This is a genomic window from Paraburkholderia silviterrae (genome assembly GCF_004353915.1).
Classification (GTDB): domain Bacteria; phylum Pseudomonadota; class Gammaproteobacteria; order Burkholderiales; family Burkholderiaceae; genus Paraburkholderia; species Paraburkholderia silviterrae.
This window is the reverse complement of sequence record NZ_SMRP01000014.1, coordinates 69471-84377: the sequence shown is the minus strand read 5'-3', so window position 1 is coordinate 84377 and position 14907 is coordinate 69471. Positions and strand designations below refer to the sequence as shown.

Annotated in this window: 13 protein-coding genes; 5 read left to right on the top strand and 8 right to left on the bottom strand. The window is 65.9% G+C overall.

The genetic code is table 11. The features are described 5' to 3' along the window. Window positions 1-67 precede the first annotated feature (67 nt). Both EYW47_RS24735 and EYW47_RS24730 read left to right on the top strand, forming a co-directional pair. Entirely contained in the window at window positions 68-2188 is a 2121-nt protein-coding gene (locus tag EYW47_RS24735) for an NAD(+) synthase (protein WP_133197474.1), read from the top strand. Window positions 2189-2286: 98 nt separating this feature from the next. After that, on the top strand, window positions 2287-2625 hold the full coding sequence (locus EYW47_RS24730) for a P-II family nitrogen regulator (RefSeq protein WP_133197473.1): 339 nt from the start codon (window positions 2287-2289) through the stop codon (window positions 2623-2625). A 179-nt stretch (window positions 2626-2804) separates the two neighbouring features. Here the strand turns inward: EYW47_RS24730 and EYW47_RS24725 are convergent, their stop codons facing one another. The 5 genes from EYW47_RS24725 to EYW47_RS24705 form a co-directional block, all read right to left on the bottom strand. Beyond that, the gene (locus EYW47_RS24725) at window positions 2805-3965 is read right to left on the bottom strand and encodes a porin (protein WP_133197472.1); all 1161 of its coding nucleotides are present in this window, start codon (window positions 3963-3965) and stop codon (window positions 2805-2807) included. A gap of 587 nt (window positions 3966-4552) precedes the next feature. Continuing rightward, window positions 4553-5335: an ABC transporter ATP-binding protein gene (locus tag EYW47_RS24720; protein ID WP_133197471.1), complete on the bottom strand. Its 783-nt coding sequence runs from the start codon at window positions 5333-5335 to the stop codon at window positions 4553-4555. A 19-nt stretch (window positions 5336-5354) separates the two neighbouring features. Continuing rightward, window positions 5355-6077: an ABC transporter permease gene (locus EYW47_RS24715; protein WP_028219319.1), complete on the bottom strand. Its 723-nt coding sequence runs from the start codon at window positions 6075-6077 to the stop codon at window positions 5355-5357. A gap of 19 nt (window positions 6078-6096) precedes the next feature. Continuing rightward, window positions 6097-6786, bottom strand: a complete 690-nt coding sequence (locus EYW47_RS24710; RefSeq protein ID WP_133197470.1) for an ABC transporter permease — start codon at window positions 6784-6786, stop codon at window positions 6097-6099. A gap of 160 nt (window positions 6787-6946) precedes the next feature. Continuing rightward, window positions 6947-7723 (bottom strand): ABC transporter substrate-binding protein, encoded by a 777-nt coding sequence (locus tag EYW47_RS24705; protein WP_133197469.1) that lies wholly within the window; start codon window positions 7721-7723, stop codon window positions 6947-6949. A 663-nt stretch (window positions 7724-8386) separates the two neighbouring features. Here EYW47_RS24705 and EYW47_RS24700 point away from each other — a divergent pair. Next, the gene (locus EYW47_RS24700) at window positions 8387-9103 is read left to right on the top strand and encodes a pirin family protein (RefSeq protein ID WP_133197468.1); all 717 of its coding nucleotides are present in this window, start codon (window positions 8387-8389) and stop codon (window positions 9101-9103) included. 138 nt (window positions 9104-9241) lie between these two features. Here the strand turns inward: EYW47_RS24700 and EYW47_RS24695 are convergent, their stop codons facing one another. After that, on the bottom strand, window positions 9242-9790 hold the full coding sequence (locus tag EYW47_RS24695; protein WP_133197467.1) for a Spy/CpxP family protein refolding chaperone: 549 nt from the start codon (window positions 9788-9790) through the stop codon (window positions 9242-9244). Window positions 9791-10020: 230 nt separating this feature from the next. Here EYW47_RS24695 and EYW47_RS24690 point away from each other — a divergent pair, with 230 nt between their 5' ends. Then, window positions 10021-10752 carry a response regulator gene (locus EYW47_RS24690; RefSeq protein ID WP_028219324.1) on the top strand — a complete coding sequence of 244 codons (732 nt, stop codon included), beginning with the start codon at window positions 10021-10023 and terminating at the stop codon, window positions 10750-10752. Further along, window positions 10736-12052, top strand: a complete 1317-nt coding sequence (locus EYW47_RS24685; protein ID WP_133197466.1) for an ATP-binding protein — start codon at window positions 10736-10738, stop codon at window positions 12050-12052. The genes EYW47_RS24690 and EYW47_RS24685 overlap by 17 nt, the downstream gene beginning before the upstream one ends. A 67-nt stretch (window positions 12053-12119) precedes the next feature. On the opposite strand, the gene EYW47_RS24680 is transcribed toward EYW47_RS24685, so the two are convergent. Together EYW47_RS24680 and EYW47_RS24675 are read right to left on the bottom strand one after the other, a co-directional pair. Next, on the bottom strand, window positions 12120-12386 hold the full coding sequence (locus EYW47_RS24680) for a double-stranded DNA-specific endonuclease (RefSeq protein ID WP_028219326.1): 267 nt from the start codon (window positions 12384-12386) through the stop codon (window positions 12120-12122). Between the two features lie 177 nt (window positions 12387-12563). Further along, window positions 12564-14258 (bottom strand): diguanylate cyclase, encoded by a 1695-nt coding sequence (locus EYW47_RS24675; protein ID WP_133197465.1) that lies wholly within the window; start codon window positions 14256-14258, stop codon window positions 12564-12566. Window positions 14259-14907 lie beyond the last annotated feature (649 nt).

Here is a 14907-nt window from a genome sequence, read left to right as displayed (position 1 = left end):
GCCGCAATGCCGGGATGGCCCGAGCGCCAGCAGATGTCGCGGCCCCCATCGCTTATCGGTTATCCAAATGACAGAGCGCTTCTTCAATCTCTATTCGCATGGCTTCGCGCGCGTGGCCGTGGGCGTGCCGCGCTGCCGCGTGGCCGATCCGGCCTTCAATGCCGAACAGACGCTCGCGCTCGCGCGCGAGGCCGCAGCCGGCGGCGCGGCGCTGATCGCGTTTCCCGAGCTGGGCCTGTCTGCCTATAGCTGCGACGATCTCTTCCACCAGCAGGCGCTGCTGGACGCCTGCGAGCGCGCGCTGGCGCAGATCGTGGCGGCGTCGGCCAAGCTGCCGCTCGTGATGATCGTGGGGCTGCCGGTGCGCGTCGGCCATGCGCTCTTCAACTGCGCGGCGGTTGTGGCGGGCGGGCGCGTGGCGGGCGTCGTGCCCAAGAGCTATCTGCCGAACTACGGCGAGTTCTACGAGCCGCGCCAGTTCAGCGCCGCCGATTGCGCGAGCACCGACACCGTGCGCCTCGTCGGAGAGGACGTGCCGTTCGGCGCGTCGCTGCTGTTCGAAGCGGCACAAATTCCGGGCCTGCGCTTTCACGTGGAGATCTGCGAAGACGTCTGGGTGCCGATTCCGCCGTCGTCGTTCGCGGCGCTCGCGGGCGCTTCGGTGCTCGTCAATCTTTCCGCGTCGAACGTGGTGGTGGGCAAGGCGGGGTATCGGCATCAGCTGGTCTCGCAGCAGTCGGCGCGCTGCCTCGCCGCCTATCTCTACACCTCGGCGGGCCAGGGCGAATCGACCACCGACATGGCCTGGGACGGCCAGGCGCTGGTCTACGAAAACGGCGAGCTGCTTGCGCAGTCCGAGCGCTTTCTGGACGACTCGCACCTGATCTACGCCGACGTCGATCTCGATCGACTCCAGCAGGAGCGTATCCGCCAGACCACCTTCGGCGATTCGGTGCGCCGCCACGCCGACGAGGTCGCGAAGTTCCGCGTGATCCGCTGTGAGCTCGCGGGTGGCGCGGCGGCGGCCAGGGGCGCGTGGGAGCAGGAGACGCTGGCGCTCGCGCGCCGCGTCGAGCGCTTCCCTTACGTGCCGGCCGATCCGAAGCGCCGCGACGAGCGCTGCAACGAGGTCTACAACATCCAGGTGCAAGCGCTCGTGCAGCGGCTCTCGCAGGCCGGCATCAAGAAGGTGGTGATCGGCGTGTCGGGCGGGCTCGATTCCACGCACGCGCTGCTGGTTTGCGCGAAGGCGATGGACCGCCTCGGGCTGCCGCGCGCCAATATTCTCGCGTACACCATGCCGGGCTTCGCGACCAGCGAGCGCACGCTGCGCCAGGCGCGCGAGCTCATGGCGCTGGTGGGCTGCACGGCGCGCGAGATCGACATTCGCCAGAGCTGCATGCAGATGCTCGAAGACCTGGGCCATCCGTATTCGGCGGGCAAGGAGAGCTACGACATCACATTCGAGAACGTGCAGGCGGGCGAGCGCACGAACCATCTGTTCCGCCTCGCCAACTTCAATCACGCGATCGTGATTGGCACGGGCGATCTCTCCGAGCTCGCGCTCGGCTGGTGCACCTATGGCGTAGGCGATCACATGTCGCACTACAACGTGAACGCCAGTGTGCCGAAGACGCTCATCACGCACCTCGTGCGCTGGGTCGCGGAGACGGGGCAGATCGGCCAGAACGGCGAGAGCGGCCGCGACGTGCTCGAAGCGATCCTCGCCACCGACATCAGCCCCGAGCTGATCCCCGGCAAATCCGATGGCGCACCCGAGCAGAAGACCGAAAGCACGATCGGCCCGTACGAGCTGCAGGACTTCAACCTCTACTACACGCTGCGCTTCGGCTTCGCCCCATCGAAGGTCGCGTTCCTCGCGCGCCATGCGTGGCGCGACCGCGAGACGGGCGCATGGCCCGAGAACGCGAAGGTCGCGCGCAATCAGTACGATCTCGCGGCCATCAAGCGCAACCTGCGCATCTTCCTCGACCGCTTCTTCCGCACGAGCCAGTTCAAGCGCACCTGCATTCCGAACGCCCCGAAGGTGGGCTCGGGTGGCTCGCTTTCGCCACGCGGCGACTGGCGCGCGCCGAGCGATTCGGAGTCGGCAGTGTGGCTCGCGGATCTCGAGCGCGTGCCCGACGCGGAGCGCGCGAGCGCGCCGCCGCCTGCCGCCGCGTCTTGATATGGACTCGCACAGCGTAAAATCGCAGGACCGTCGCCGAATTTCCGGCCGACAAGCCACACATAACCCGCATATCAACTGAGTCAGAGAGGATCGTCATGAAACGCATCACCGCCGTCATCAAACCGTTCAAGCTCGACGAAGTGCGCGAGGCGCTCGCCGAAGTGGGCCTCACGGGCCTGACCGTCACCGAAGTGAAGGGCTTCGGCCGCCAGAAGGGCCACACGGAGCTCTACCGTGGTGCCGAGTACGTGGTGGACTTCCTGCCCAAGGTGAAGATCGAGGTGGTGGTCGCCAACGACCAGACCGACCAGGTGATCGACGCGATCATCGGCGCGGCCCGCACGGGCAAGATCGGCGACGGCAAGATTTTCGTCACCGATGTCGAGCGTGTGATCCGCATCCGCACGGGCGAAGAAAACGAAGCGGCGGTTTGAGGCGCCAGCGCCCCCGCTTCGCAGCACCACTACAAAGAAACAGGGGACGGCACCGCTCGCGCGGCCCGTCCCCACCATAAAAAACGGTGCGATACCCGTTTGGGATATCGCACCGATACGCGCCTCTCGCAGCAGCGTGAAAACGTGGATGAAACTGTACTGTCTACACTCGCTGCAACTTAGAACGAGTGCTGGATGCCTGCGTACACGCCGGTCTGGCTGTGGCCGATGAGCGGGTTGGTCGTCGCAGCCGAATCGCCGTAGTTGTTGGCGTTCAGACCGAAGTTGGCCGACTTGCTGTTCTGCACCGTTGCGACCTGGAGGTCGAGCAGCGTGCGCTTGGACAGGTTGTACGAGCCGCCGACCGTGTACAGCGTGGCGTTGCCGCCGCCGTTGTTGGCGTTGACGTGGTAGACCGCCGCGATCAGCGCCGCTGCCGGCGTGGCTTGCCACGTCACGCCACCCCATTCGTGGTCGAGCGTGGTCGGCTGGCCGATCAGCTGGCCCGTCATGCCCGAGGAGCGGACGGCTTCGTACCCGCCCTGAACCTTGAACGGTCCGAGGAACACGTTGACCATCGCCATGTAGTCGCGCGAGTAGGCGAAGACGCCTTGAGGGGTGTTGCCCGCGTTGACGCCGGTCGGATCGTACGCGCCGCCGAGCGTGCCGTTCGTCGGGTTGCGGATTTCGTCGTACAGGCCGCGGATCTGGAACAGCGAGCTCGTATAGGTCAGCTGGATACCGTCTTGACGACCTTGGGCGCCGGCTGCCGTGCTGTTGCCGTTCCAGCTCGTCTGGTTCGAGAACGAGTATTGGCCGTACACGTCAAAGCCGTACAGCTTCGGCGACTGGTACGAAATGTTGTTGCTGGACTGCGGCCAGTTGCGGCCACGTACGAGCGATGCCGACGACCAGTTCGACTGGCCGAACGGGTCGAAGTCCCAAATGCCGTTCGAGATGAACAGCTCGCGACCCAGCAGCAGCGTACCGAACTGGTCGTTGGCCATGCCGACGGTGGCCCAGCGATTGAAGATCGAGCCGGACGAGCCGAGCGCGCCCGTTGCCGTGCTGAAGCTGCCTTCCAACTGGAACAGCACCTTGTTGCCGCCGCCGATGTCTTCAACACCCTTCATGCCCCAGAGGCTGGTGCCCCAGTAGCCGCTTTCGAGTTGAACCTGGCTCTTGCCGCTGGTCGCGGGGCCATTGGGGCCGCCGCCCACGCCGATGCCGTTCATGTACGCAATGCCTGCATCGAGGCGGCCGTAAAGGGTCACGCTGCTTTGCGCATGCGCGACTACGCCAGCCGACATCAACGCTGCGGCGAGCAAAGCTTTCTTCATCTTCTCCTCCATACCCTGTCAAAGAGTCAACCTAAGTACTGCGAAAGACGTCCGCGCGCCTTCGGGGTGCTGCGGACAGAAGTTGTCGCATAGGGAGCGTGCCCCGAGGATCGGCGTACGGAAACGATGCGAGCAGGACAACCTGTTCGAGTCGTCTTGCAGATCCCCTGGTTGACTGGCATCTCCCGTTCTTATTTGAAGTGAAACTACTTTTAACGAACTTTGTTTTGCTACTTTGGTTACTAATTTAGCAAAAAAGACTGGCAGTGGCGACCGAAATCGCTTGGCAGGGGCGGGGTGTCGTCAAATTGCCATACGCACGTCCTGGATGGTGGTCGGCACCATCTCAAAAGTATGTCTAAAGCCTTGTAGGACAAGGCACACACGTTTGCTGGCGGAGGATCTTCAGGATTGCCACTATTGACGCGAAATATCGTCAGGAGTAAGGCGAAATGCGCGGATTTGCTGCGTAAAGCGGGCTGTTGGGCAGAATTGCGAAGGCAAAAAGAAAAGGCGCTGAAAGCGCCTTGAAATACTACTTTAACTACATTCCAGGAATCGGATGTAGTCGAGACCAGACGGGAGCGTTACTTCAGGCTGCCCGAGAGAAATTGCCGCAGCCGCTCGCTCGTCGGATTCGCGAACACTTCGGCCGGCACGCCTTCCTCTTCCACGCGGCCCTGGTGCAGGAACATCACGTGGTTCGAGACGTTGCGCGCGAAACCCATTTCATGCGTGACGACGATCATCGTGCGGCCTTCCTCGGCGAGCTTTTGCATCACCTTGAGCACTTCGCCCACGAGCTCGGGGTCGAGCGCCGAAGTGGGCTCGTCGAAGAGCATGACGTCGGGGTTCATCGCGAGCGCGCGCGCGATCGCCACGCGCTGCTGCTGGCCGCCCGAGAGATGCGAGGGATATTGCTTTTCCACGCGCGGCGCGAGGCCGACCTTCTCCAGATACGTGCGCGCGCGCTCCTCGGCTTCCTTGCGCGAGATGCCGAGCACGTGCACGGGCGCCTCGATCACGTTTTCGAGCACGTTCATGTGCGACCACAGGTTGAAGTGCTGGAACACCATCGCGAGCTTGGTGCGCACGCGCTGCAACTGCTTCAAGTCGGCCGCGTGCAGCGCACCGGTGCGCTTGTCCGCGCGGGTCGCCACTTCCTCGCCGTCGACGACGATGCGGCCCGCGTTGGGCTGCTCGAGGAAGTTGATGCAACGCAGCATCGTGCTCTTGCCCGAGCCGGACGAGCCGATCACGCTGATCACGTCGCCGGCGTTCGCCTTGAGCGAGACGCCTTTCAGGACCTCATGGTCGCCGTACTTCTTGTGGAGCGAGTCGACGAAAAGTTTCTGCTTCTGGGAGTTCATCAAATACCTCGGTGCGGGCTCACTTGCCTTGGGGCCGCAGATACGCGAGCCAGCGGCGCTCGGCCTGGCGGAACAGCCACACGAGCGTGAAAGAAATGATCAGGTACAGCAGGGCGGCGATGCCGAAGGCGCCGAACGACTGGTAGGTCGCCGAGTTCACGTCGCGCGCGATCTTCAGGATGTCGGGCACGGTGGCCGTGAACGCCACGGTCGTTGCGTGCAGCATCAGGATGACTTCGTTGCTGTAGTAGGGGAGCGCCCGGCGCAGCGCCGAAGGCAGGATCACGCGGCGATACAGCGTGAAGGGCGACATGCCGTAGGCGCGCGCCGCTTCGATCTCGCCGTAGGGCGTCGCCTTGATCGCGCCCGCGAAGATTTCGGTGGTGTACGCGCAGGTGTTGAGCGCAAACGCGAGCAGCGTGCAGTTCATGCCGCTTCTGAAGAACGCGCTCGTCAGCTCGTGGTTGCGGATGATGTCGAGGCTATAGAGGCCCGTGTAGCAGAGCAGCAACTGCACGTAGAGCGGCGTGCCGCGGAACACATACGTGTAGAGCCATACGAGTCTGGAGAGCCACTTGCGCTTCGAGACGCGGGCGACCGCGAGCGGCACCGAGAGGCAGAAGCCGATGCCGATCGAAATCACGAGCAGCCACGCCGTGATGGCGACGCCGGTGAAGTGATAGCCGTCGCTATAGAGATAGTTGCGCCAGTATTGCTGGATCAGTTGGACGAAGTCTTGCATGGTCTTGGCCTCGTGCGGTTCAGAGATCCGCCTTGCGCACACCGGTGGAGTAGCGCTTGTCGAGATACATCAGCACGAAGTTCGAGACCGTGGTGATGACGAGATAGATCGCACCCGCGAGCAGGGTGAAGAAGAAAAAGCGCAACGTGCCCTTGCCGGCGTCCTGGCTCGCTTTCACGACGTCGGCGAGGCCGATGATCGAGACGAGCGCCGTGGACTTCACGAGCACCTGCCAGTTATTGCCGATGCCGGGCAGGGCGAAGCGCATCATCTGCGGGAACATGATGCGCTTGAACACCTGCCAGTTGGTCATGCCGTAGGCGTGGCCCGCTTCGAGCTGGCCGCGCGGCACCGCGAGAAAGGCGCCGCGGAAGGTCTCGGTGAAGTACGCGCCGTAAATGAAGCCCAGCACGATGACGCCCGCAAGGAACGGGTCGATGTCGATCTGGTCCCAGCCTAGCCGGTCGGTCAGCATGTTCAGCCAGATCTGCAGGCTGTAGAAGAGCAACAGCATCAGCACGAGATCAGGCACGCCGCGAATGAGCGTGGTGTAGGCCGTGCCCGCGCCATAGACGACGCGGTTTTTCGAGAGCTTCGCCCCCGCGCCGAGGAGGCCGAGCACGAACGAGAGCACGAGCGAGAGCACCGAGAGCTTGACGGTCTGCCAGGTGCCGGCGAGGATCAGCGGGCCGTAGCCTTGAAGAAACATAGGTGAGTCCTCGACGGGGCGTCTCAACGCTGGAAGGCGCCCCGAGAATGGCGCGGCAGAGGCTGCCGCGCTTCAAGTCCGTTCATGCGCGGCCAGCTTGGCTGGCCGCGTGCTTCGCGACGGCGGCGCCGGTGGGCGCCGTGTGTCTCCGTCTTTTTCTTTACTTGCCTTTATAGATATCGAAGTCGAAGTACTGCTTCGCGATTCGATCGAACGTGCCGTCCTTGTGGATGGCGGCCAGTGCGGTATTGAACTGCGCCTTCAGGTCGGTGTCTTCCTTGCGCAGACCGATCGCGGTGCCGTCGCCGATCGTCGCCGGATCCTCCACCGCCGGGCCCGCCCACGCGAAGCCCTTGCCGCGCGGCGTCTTCAGGAAGCCTACGTCGGCCTGGACCTCGTCCTGCAGCGTCGCGTCGAGGCGTCCCGACATCAGATCCTGATAGACCTGATCCTGATTCTGGTACGACACGACGTTCACGCCTTTGCCCGCCCAGTGAGCCTTCGCGTAGGCCTCCTGGGTCGAGCCCTGCTCGACGCCCACGTTCTTGCCCTTGAGCGAGGCCACCGTGGGCAGCAGCGGCGAGCCGGCCTTCGCGAGCATGCGCGCGGGCGCGTCGAACATCTTGTCGGAGTAGTCGATCTGCGTGCGGCGCTGGTCGGTGATGGACAGCGACGAGACGATCGCGTCGAACTTGCGGGCCTTGAGCGCGGGAATGATGCCGTCGAGGTCGCTCTCGACCCAGACGCACTTCACGTTCATGCGCGCGCAGAGCGCTTTGGTCAGGTCGACGTCGAAACCGACGATCTGGCCGCTGGCATTCTTGGACTCGAACGGTGGATAGCTCGCATCGACGCCGATGCGCACGGTTTTCCATTCCTTGGCCGCGGCGCTGCCCGCCAAAAGGGCGAGCGCGACGCACACTGCAAACTTCTTCATCATTCTCCTGTCGACCAGAGCTCGCGCTTTAGCTGTCGGCCGGAGTGGGTGCTTTAGCACTTACTCCGGCCCCATGCAGAGCGCGTTACGCTGGTCCCATGCAAAGCTGATACGGGCGCGGCGCCGTATGGGTGCCGCGCAGCAAGGTGCCGGGTCGGCACCGCTCGGCCTCTGCCGGTGCGTCTGCCTGAGGTTTTCCCGAGGCCCGCCCGAGAGCCATTTGAGGGCGACTTCAGGGCGGGGCGCCGGTCCGCTTTCGCGCGGGCCGGCTCGTGACCGGCGCCGCTATTCTAGGCGATCAAAAATGCGGGTCGGACGCGCACAGCGTTTGGAGCCCGCGCTTAACGGCCGCGCCTGACCGGCCGTGCCTGACCGGCCGTGCTCGAAAAGCGCGGTATTTTACCCGAAGCGGGTGGCGGCGCGGTCGCCTGCATCTTGGCGTGTGGCTTCAGTCTGACAGACTCTGGGGAAGGAACGTGACGGAGTGCGCCGCTGAGCCGACCCAGGCCCGCCGTCAGTGCATCGCTTTGATGCGGCGCGCTGCGGCCACGCGCGCGAACCATTGAGGTCGCTGCAGAAACGCTGCGGTGCGCCGCTGCGGATTGTGCCGCGGGCCGCTCGCCCCAATTTAGCTGTATTGACATGACTAACCGGAGAATGCCCATGCTTACGATCCGACGCGCCAGCGAACGCGGCCACGCCAATCACGGCTGGCTCGACAGCTGGCACAGCTTCTCGTTCGCCGACTATTTCGACGAAGCGCACGTGCATTACGGGGCGCTCAGGGTGCTCAACGACGACCGCATCGCGGGCGGAGGCGGCTTCGGCACGCACGGCCACCGCGACATGGAGATCGTGACCTACGTGCTCTCGGGCGCGCTCGCGCACCGCGACAGCATGGGCAACGGCTCGACCATCCGCCCCGGCGACGTGCAGCGCATGAGCGCGGGCACGGGCGTCATGCACAGCGAGTTCAACGCCTCGAAGGACGAAGAGGCGCATCTGCTGCAGATCTGGTTGCTGCCCACCGCGCCTGGCGGGGCGCCGGGCTACGAGGAGCGGCGTTTCGACGACGCCGACAAACGCGGGCGCCTGCGCCTGATCGCCTCGCCGGACGGGCGCGATGGTTCGGTGACGGTGCAGGCCGATGCGTCGATCCACGCCGCGCTGATCGACGGCGGCGAGCGCGCCGGGTACGCGCTGCCGCCGGGACGGCGCGCGTACGTGCACGTGGCGCGCGGTGCGCTGGAGGTCAACGGCGAGCGTCTGGCGGCCGGGGACGCCGCGATGATCGAGGCCGAAACGGCCGTGACGCTCGCGAACGGCGAGGCCGCCGAGGTGCTGCTTTTCGACGTGGCCGGCGTGGCCGACGTGGTGTGAGCGCGGGCTCGGGAGCGGCTCGAGGCGCGCTCGGGCCCGGGCCGAAATGAATAACGCCGCGGGACGCAAGTCCCGCGGCGTTTTGTATCGAGCCGACAAGCCGGGCGGTGCGCTGCCCGGCCGCGTCGCACGAGGCGCTTACTGCGCCGCGGGGGCCGAGGCCGCGCCCTTGTGATGCTCGCCCCAGTGTTCGCGCATCTTCTCGCGGCGCTGCTCCATCTTCGCGAAGCGCTCCTTGAGCGCCGTGCTCACCGTGGTCTTCTGCTGATCGTTCAGCCCGTTATAGAAGCTGAGCCAGGCCTGCGCGGTCTGCTCGCGCAGTTGCGCGTCCTGCTGCTCGATCTGCTGGTGCGTGGTGTGCATCGCGTTCAGGTCGAGGATCGGCTGGTTCTTCATCGAATCGAACTGCTGCTTGAGCTGCTCGTGGTTCTTGCGCATGGCCTCGTGGTTTTGCTTCATGGTGTCGAGCGCGGCTTGCCATTGCTTTTCCTGGGCGGCGTTCAGGTTCAGCTTGTCGTGCAGCTTCTTGAATCCCATCATGAAATCGCCGTGCATGTCGTGGCCGCCGTGCATCATGGCCGGGCTGCCCGAGGGCGGCGGCGTTTGCGCGTTGGCTGCGGTGGCGCCCAGGGTGAGGGCGAGCGAGGTTGCGGCGATGGCGAGAAGGCGCGAAGTGGTCTTATACATGGTGATGCTCCTGACAGATCCTTGAAGGTGTCCGGTCTGGCACGGCGCCACTTGAAGGAGAGGGCGTCCGCAACCGGTGTCCCTAGCGTATCGAGCGGATGGGCGCCGCGTGTTACGGCCCCGGCCGCGGTCATTACGCGACATTACACGCGCCTTTCGCGGTAACACCCGGTAACCCAAACTGCTTTCGTGTAAGCAAACGGCTTTCATGCGCGCGTTACACTTCGTTCATGGCTACTCAAATTCTGGTCGTCGACGACGACGTCGAACTGCGCGACCTGCTGCGCGACTATCTGGCGCGGCAGGGCATGGAAGTGTCGGTGCTGCACGATGCGGGCTCGCTCGAGCGGCGGCTCGAGCGCGAGCGCCCCGACCTGATCGTGCTCGATCTCATGATGCCGGGCGTCGACGGGCTCACCGCGCTGCGCAAGCTGCGCGCGTCGGGCGACGACATTCCCGTCATCATGCTGACCGCGCGCGCGGACGACGTGGACCGCATCGTCGGTCTCGAGCTCGGTGCCGACGACTATCTCGGCAAGCCCTTCAACCCGCGCGAGTTGCTTGCGCGCGTGCAGGCGGTGCTGCGCCGTCGCCGCACGGTGCCCTCGGCCGCCGCGCCCGAGCAGCGCGAGCCGTTCTCGTTCGGCCGCTTCATGCTCGACTTCCAGTCGCGCACGCTGCAGCAGGAAGGCAAGCCCATCATGCTTTCGGGCAGCGAGTTCGCGCTCCTGAAGATCTTCGTCAATCACCCCATGCGCACGCTCACGCGCGAGCGCCTGCTCGAACTGCTGCACGGTCCTGAGTACGACGGCACCGACCGCGGCATCGACGTGCAGGTGTGGCGCCTGCGCCGCATTCTCGAGACCGACCCGTCCACGCCGCGCTTCATCCAGACCGTGCGCGGCCGCGGTTATGTCTTCGTGCCGGACGGCGAACAGAACAGTCATGCGCCGGCCGTTTGATTCGCTGTTCGGGCGGCTCGCGCTGCTCTTCATCGGCGTTCTGCTTATCTCTCACGTCGCGTGGTTCGCGCTGATGCGGCTCGAGCGCGACCAGATGCAGTCGCGCTACGCGGTGGAGGAGGCGGTGTTCCTCGTCGACGCCGTGCGCCAGCACGTGCAGCGCGAGCCTGACCAGCCGCTGCCCTCGCGCGTGCAGCTGGTCGACCCGGCGAGCCCCGCGGTGCCGCCGGTCCAGCCGGACATGCCCACAGGCCTGCGCCGTTTCATCGACGACATGCGCGACCGCATGCCGGCCGGCACCGACGTGCGCATCGGCCCGCCCGGGCATCCGCCCATGCTATGGGTGCGCGGACCGCACGACGCGCGCTGGATCGTGGTGCCGGCGCAGCCGCTGCGCCTGATGCGGCCCATCGACCGCGCGGTGCCGTGGTTCGTCATCATCTTCTCGGCGGCCGTGATCGCGGCGCTGGTGGCCGCGTGGATGCTGCAGCAGCCGCTGCGCGCGCTCGCCCAGGCGGTTGCGCGCTTCGGGCGCGGCCAGCCGGTGCCGCCCGTGCACGAACGCGGTCCGCGCGAGATGCGCCAGCTCACGCGCGGCTTCAATCAGATGGTGAAGGAAGTCGAGCGCACCGAGAAAGACCGGGCGGTCATGCTCGCGGGCGTCGCGCACGACTTGAAGACGCCGCTCGCGCGTTTGCGTCTGCGTGCCGAAATGATGGACGAGCAGAAAGTGCGCGACGGCGTGGTGCGCGACGTCGAATCGATGGCGCATATCGTCGACCAATTTCTGGTGTTCGCGCATGATGGCGCCGATCGCAGCGAACCCGTCGAAGTGGACGACCAGTGCGAGCGCATGGCGCGCAACTACCGCACGGTGGGTGGCGAGACGCTCGCGATCGAGCGCCGCCTGAAAGCCGGTGCGGACTTCCGCCTGCCCGCGGCTACGCTCGAGCGTGTGGTGTCGAACCTGCTCGACAACGCGCACGCTTACGGCGCGCCGCCCGTGGTGATCGAGACCTCGCGCGACGGGGACGCTTTCACGCTGACCCTGCGCGACCACGGCAAGGGTATCGCCGACCAGGACCTCACGCAGGCGAGCCGTCCGTTCGTGCGCCTCGATCCCGCGCGCGGCGGCAACGGCCACAGCGGTCTGGGACTTGCGATCGTCGAGCGGCTCGTGCGTCGGGCGGGTGGGGAAATCGCCATCCGCAACGGCCAGAGCGGTGGGCTCGAAGTGCGCATGACGTTCCCGGTCGAGGTGGTCGAGCGCACGGTCGCCGAGGCGGCGCAGATCTGGTGAGCGCCGGCGTGCGGCGCGGGTTGGCTAAGCGCTTGTTGGCAGGGCCTGTTATTGGCGTGAACAGGCCCTAGGCTGAGAACAGCGTATCGAGCGCGGCGGCGGCCTCGCTATCGACGGTGTTGTAGACGACGCTGTCGGCCTCGAAGATGTAGTGCGTCGTGTACTTGCCGAGGCGGGCAAGAATCTCTTCCTGAACCAGCTCCGGTGCGGCTTCGAGCTTCAGGTACCACGCGGTCGATGACAGGCGCGTCTGGAACGCCCCGTATTCGACCATCAACTGGTCGAACGCGAGAGCATCCTGATCGCGGCAGACGATGACCAGATTTCCCTTCATGCATGCCTCCTATGTGCTGAGCGACTTGCTACGGCGATGCGCGCCGCACGACGCCACGCGCTCCGTTCGTTCGATCATACCGCGTCAGAGGCGAAAGCCCGGGACGAGTCCTGCAATTAAGTAAGTAATGGCTTGGGTAGACGGGGTTGCGATAGCCACGCGCGGCTGCCGCCCGGCTTACCAGGTCGCCGCGGTGGCGCGCGGCGGCGCGGCGCCGTCGGAGGCCATCGCTTCGCAGCGGTCGCGGCCTCCCGCCTTCGCCATGTAGAGCGCGAGATCGGCGCGGCTCATCAGGCGCTCGGGCTGGTCCTGGGACGCCGCGAGCTCCGTGATGCCGATGCTCACGCTCAGATACGCTTCGCTGGGCAGCCCGGCGCAGACGCTCGCCTTCACCTCGCGGCGCAGGCGCTCGACCACTTCCTGCCCGGTGGCGAGCGACGTGGCCGGCAGCAGGATGCCGAACTCCTCTCCGCCGAGCCGCCCGACGGCGTCGTCGGAGCGCAACTCGGCGCGGCAGGTCTCGACGAAGTGCTGTAGCGCGCGATCGCCCGCGGGGTGGCCGAAGCGGTCGTTGATCTGCTTGAAGTGATCGAGGTCGGCGATCGCCATGCACAGCGGCCTGCCGCTCGCGTAGGCAGCATCGATCTCGCGGCGCAGCAGATTGAGGAAATAGCGGCGCGAGAGCGCGCCCGTGAGGGCGTCGTGGCGCGCCTCGGCGGCCAGCAGCGAGTTGGCGGCCTGCAGTTGCTCCGCGAGGTCGCGGCTTGCGCGGTGCAGGCGGCGCTCGCGTACCCACGAGATCGAGATCACGGCCGCGAGCGCCGTCGACCCCGTGAGCGTGAGGAAGATCAGCAGCCGGTCGCGCCGTTGATTGGCGAGCAACTCGGGCCACGCGTTGAGCGGATCGACGAGATGGGCGGTGAGCCCCGAATTGAGCCCGCCCCGATGCTCATAGAGCGCCGGGGAGCGCAGGCCGGGCAGGTCCACGAACGCCTGCGCCTCGCTCGCCGGCATCCAGGGGGCCTCGCGCGTCGCGGCGTGGGCGGCGCTGTGCAGCGGGAGTTCCGAGAAGCGCTCGCGCAGATAGGTATTCACGCGATCGACGGCGTTCATCTCCTCGACGTGGGAGCCCGGCATGGCGAGCCCTTCGAGCTTGCTGTCATGTGCCATGACGATCACGCCGTTGCTGTCGGAGACAAAGGTGCCCGCGTGCGTCACCCAGTGGCGCAGGCGCGCGATGCTGACCTTGGCGAGCACGGCGCCCACGAGCAAGCCGTCGCTATAGACCGGCGCGGCGACGAAGATGCCCGGCTCGCCGCTCGAGGTCCCCACGCCATAGGTCTCGGAGAACGCGCCGAGCAGGGTGTCGCTCAGATAGTTGCGCGAGCGCATGTCGATGCCCACGTAGGAGATTTTCTCCATGGCGTTGCTCGACGCGATGCAGATGCCGTTGTTGTTCACGAGCCAGATGGCGTCGAAGCCGGAGAAGCCTTGCGCGTCGTGCAGGAAGCCGTTGACGGCCACGAGCGCGGGCGCGCTTTGCAGCGCCTCGCGCCGCGCCAGTTCCGCAGACGGGCGCGACGCGGCATAATGCCCGGCCTCGGCCAGCGCCTGTTGCACCACGGCGGTTTCGGCCATGGTCGCGGGGACGGCGCGCGACATCGACAGATCGCTCGCGATGACCTCGGCCATGTTGTCGACGACCGAGCGCGTCATCTGGCGCTGCACGCCGAGCGCGGTGTCGAGCTCCTGGCGCACCATGCGCTCGGCGAGCCAGCCCGCGACCAGCCAGCAGACGAGCGCGACCGCCACGACGACCGCCACCGTAACCGCGGGGGACACGGCAGCCTGACGCAAGAGTCTCCTGTTCATCGGCCTTCTGGTTCGTTCAGGCGCATGGCGCGCATGGTGCATTGGCGGGCGGGATGGCTGGCATCCGGGAAAACGAGGCAATGCGTGGCCGCGTGTGACAACAGTTTTAACAGTTGGCAGCCGCTGCCGTGCGACGATTTTAACTCTCGAATGCTGCCTGAGAATCCGCAGACGCCCTTGTGCGGGCCGTCCCGATGCAGTTTGCATGCCTGAGTGGCTGCACGGTGCAGCATAGCGTCGACGGGCGGGGTATTCGAGCGCCAGCGCAAGGTCCCCGAAGGCGCCCTGAAAGGACGCGCAAAGCCCTTGCCGGCGGGCGTGTGGCGCCATCGAGCGCGAGGTTGAATCTGTCACGAAGGTTGTGTAGTGTCGTGCCGTTCCTGAACAAGGCAAGCCGGCCTGGCGGGTCCCGCGAGGCTGGTCGCCGGCCCGGTCCCGCACTTGCGGACGGTGCGTCGTCAACGCCAAACGAAATACGGTCTCCATGCGTCTTGCCTTTCCCGATCGCGCTTTCCCTGAACGCCATGCGCGCTGCCAGCGTTGCGCGTGCTATTCATGTGGCCGCGCCCGCCGCGCCGCGTCTCACCCCGTGCATCCGCGGCAACGCGTGGAGGGCGTCTGAATGGACTTCAGCTTCAACCTGAACCGT

Bases quoted from the DNA above. Each gene is read 5' to 3' on its own strand.
- EYW47_RS24735 (WP_133197474.1), top strand. From the start codon at position 68: ATGACAGAGCGCTTCTTCAATCTCTATTCGCATGGCTTCGCGCGCGTG.
- EYW47_RS24730 (WP_133197473.1), top strand. From the start codon at position 2,287: ATGAAACGCATCACCGCCGTCATCAAACCGTTCAAGCTCGACGAAGTG.
- EYW47_RS24725 (WP_133197472.1), bottom strand. From the start codon at position 3,965: ATGAAGAAAGCTTTGCTCGCCGCAGCGTTGATGTCGGCTGGCGTAGTC.
- EYW47_RS24720 (WP_133197471.1), bottom strand. From the start codon at position 5,335: ATGAACTCCCAGAAGCAGAAACTTTTCGTCGACTCGCTCCACAAGAAG.
- EYW47_RS24715 (WP_028219319.1), bottom strand. From the start codon at position 6,077: ATGCAAGACTTCGTCCAACTGATCCAGCAATACTGGCGCAACTATCTC.
- EYW47_RS24710 (WP_133197470.1), bottom strand. From the start codon at position 6,786: ATGTTTCTTCAAGGCTACGGCCCGCTGATCCTCGCCGGCACCTGGCAG.
- EYW47_RS24705 (WP_133197469.1), bottom strand. From the start codon at position 7,723: ATGAAGAAGTTTGCAGTGTGCGTCGCGCTCGCCCTTTTGGCGGGCAGC.
- EYW47_RS24700 (WP_133197468.1), top strand. From the start codon at position 8,387: ATGCTTACGATCCGACGCGCCAGCGAACGCGGCCACGCCAATCACGGC.
- EYW47_RS24695 (WP_133197467.1), bottom strand. From the start codon at position 9,790: ATGTATAAGACCACTTCGCGCCTTCTCGCCATCGCCGCAACCTCGCTC.
- EYW47_RS24690 (WP_028219324.1), top strand. From the start codon at position 10,021: ATGGCTACTCAAATTCTGGTCGTCGACGACGACGTCGAACTGCGCGAC.
- EYW47_RS24685 (WP_133197466.1), top strand. From the start codon at position 10,736: ATGCGCCGGCCGTTTGATTCGCTGTTCGGGCGGCTCGCGCTGCTCTTC.
- EYW47_RS24680 (WP_028219326.1), bottom strand. From the start codon at position 12,386: ATGAAGGGAAATCTGGTCATCGTCTGCCGCGATCAGGATGCTCTCGCG.
- EYW47_RS24675 (WP_133197465.1), bottom strand. From the start codon at position 14,258: ATGAACAGGAGACTCTTGCGTCAGGCTGCCGTGTCCCCCGCGGTTACG.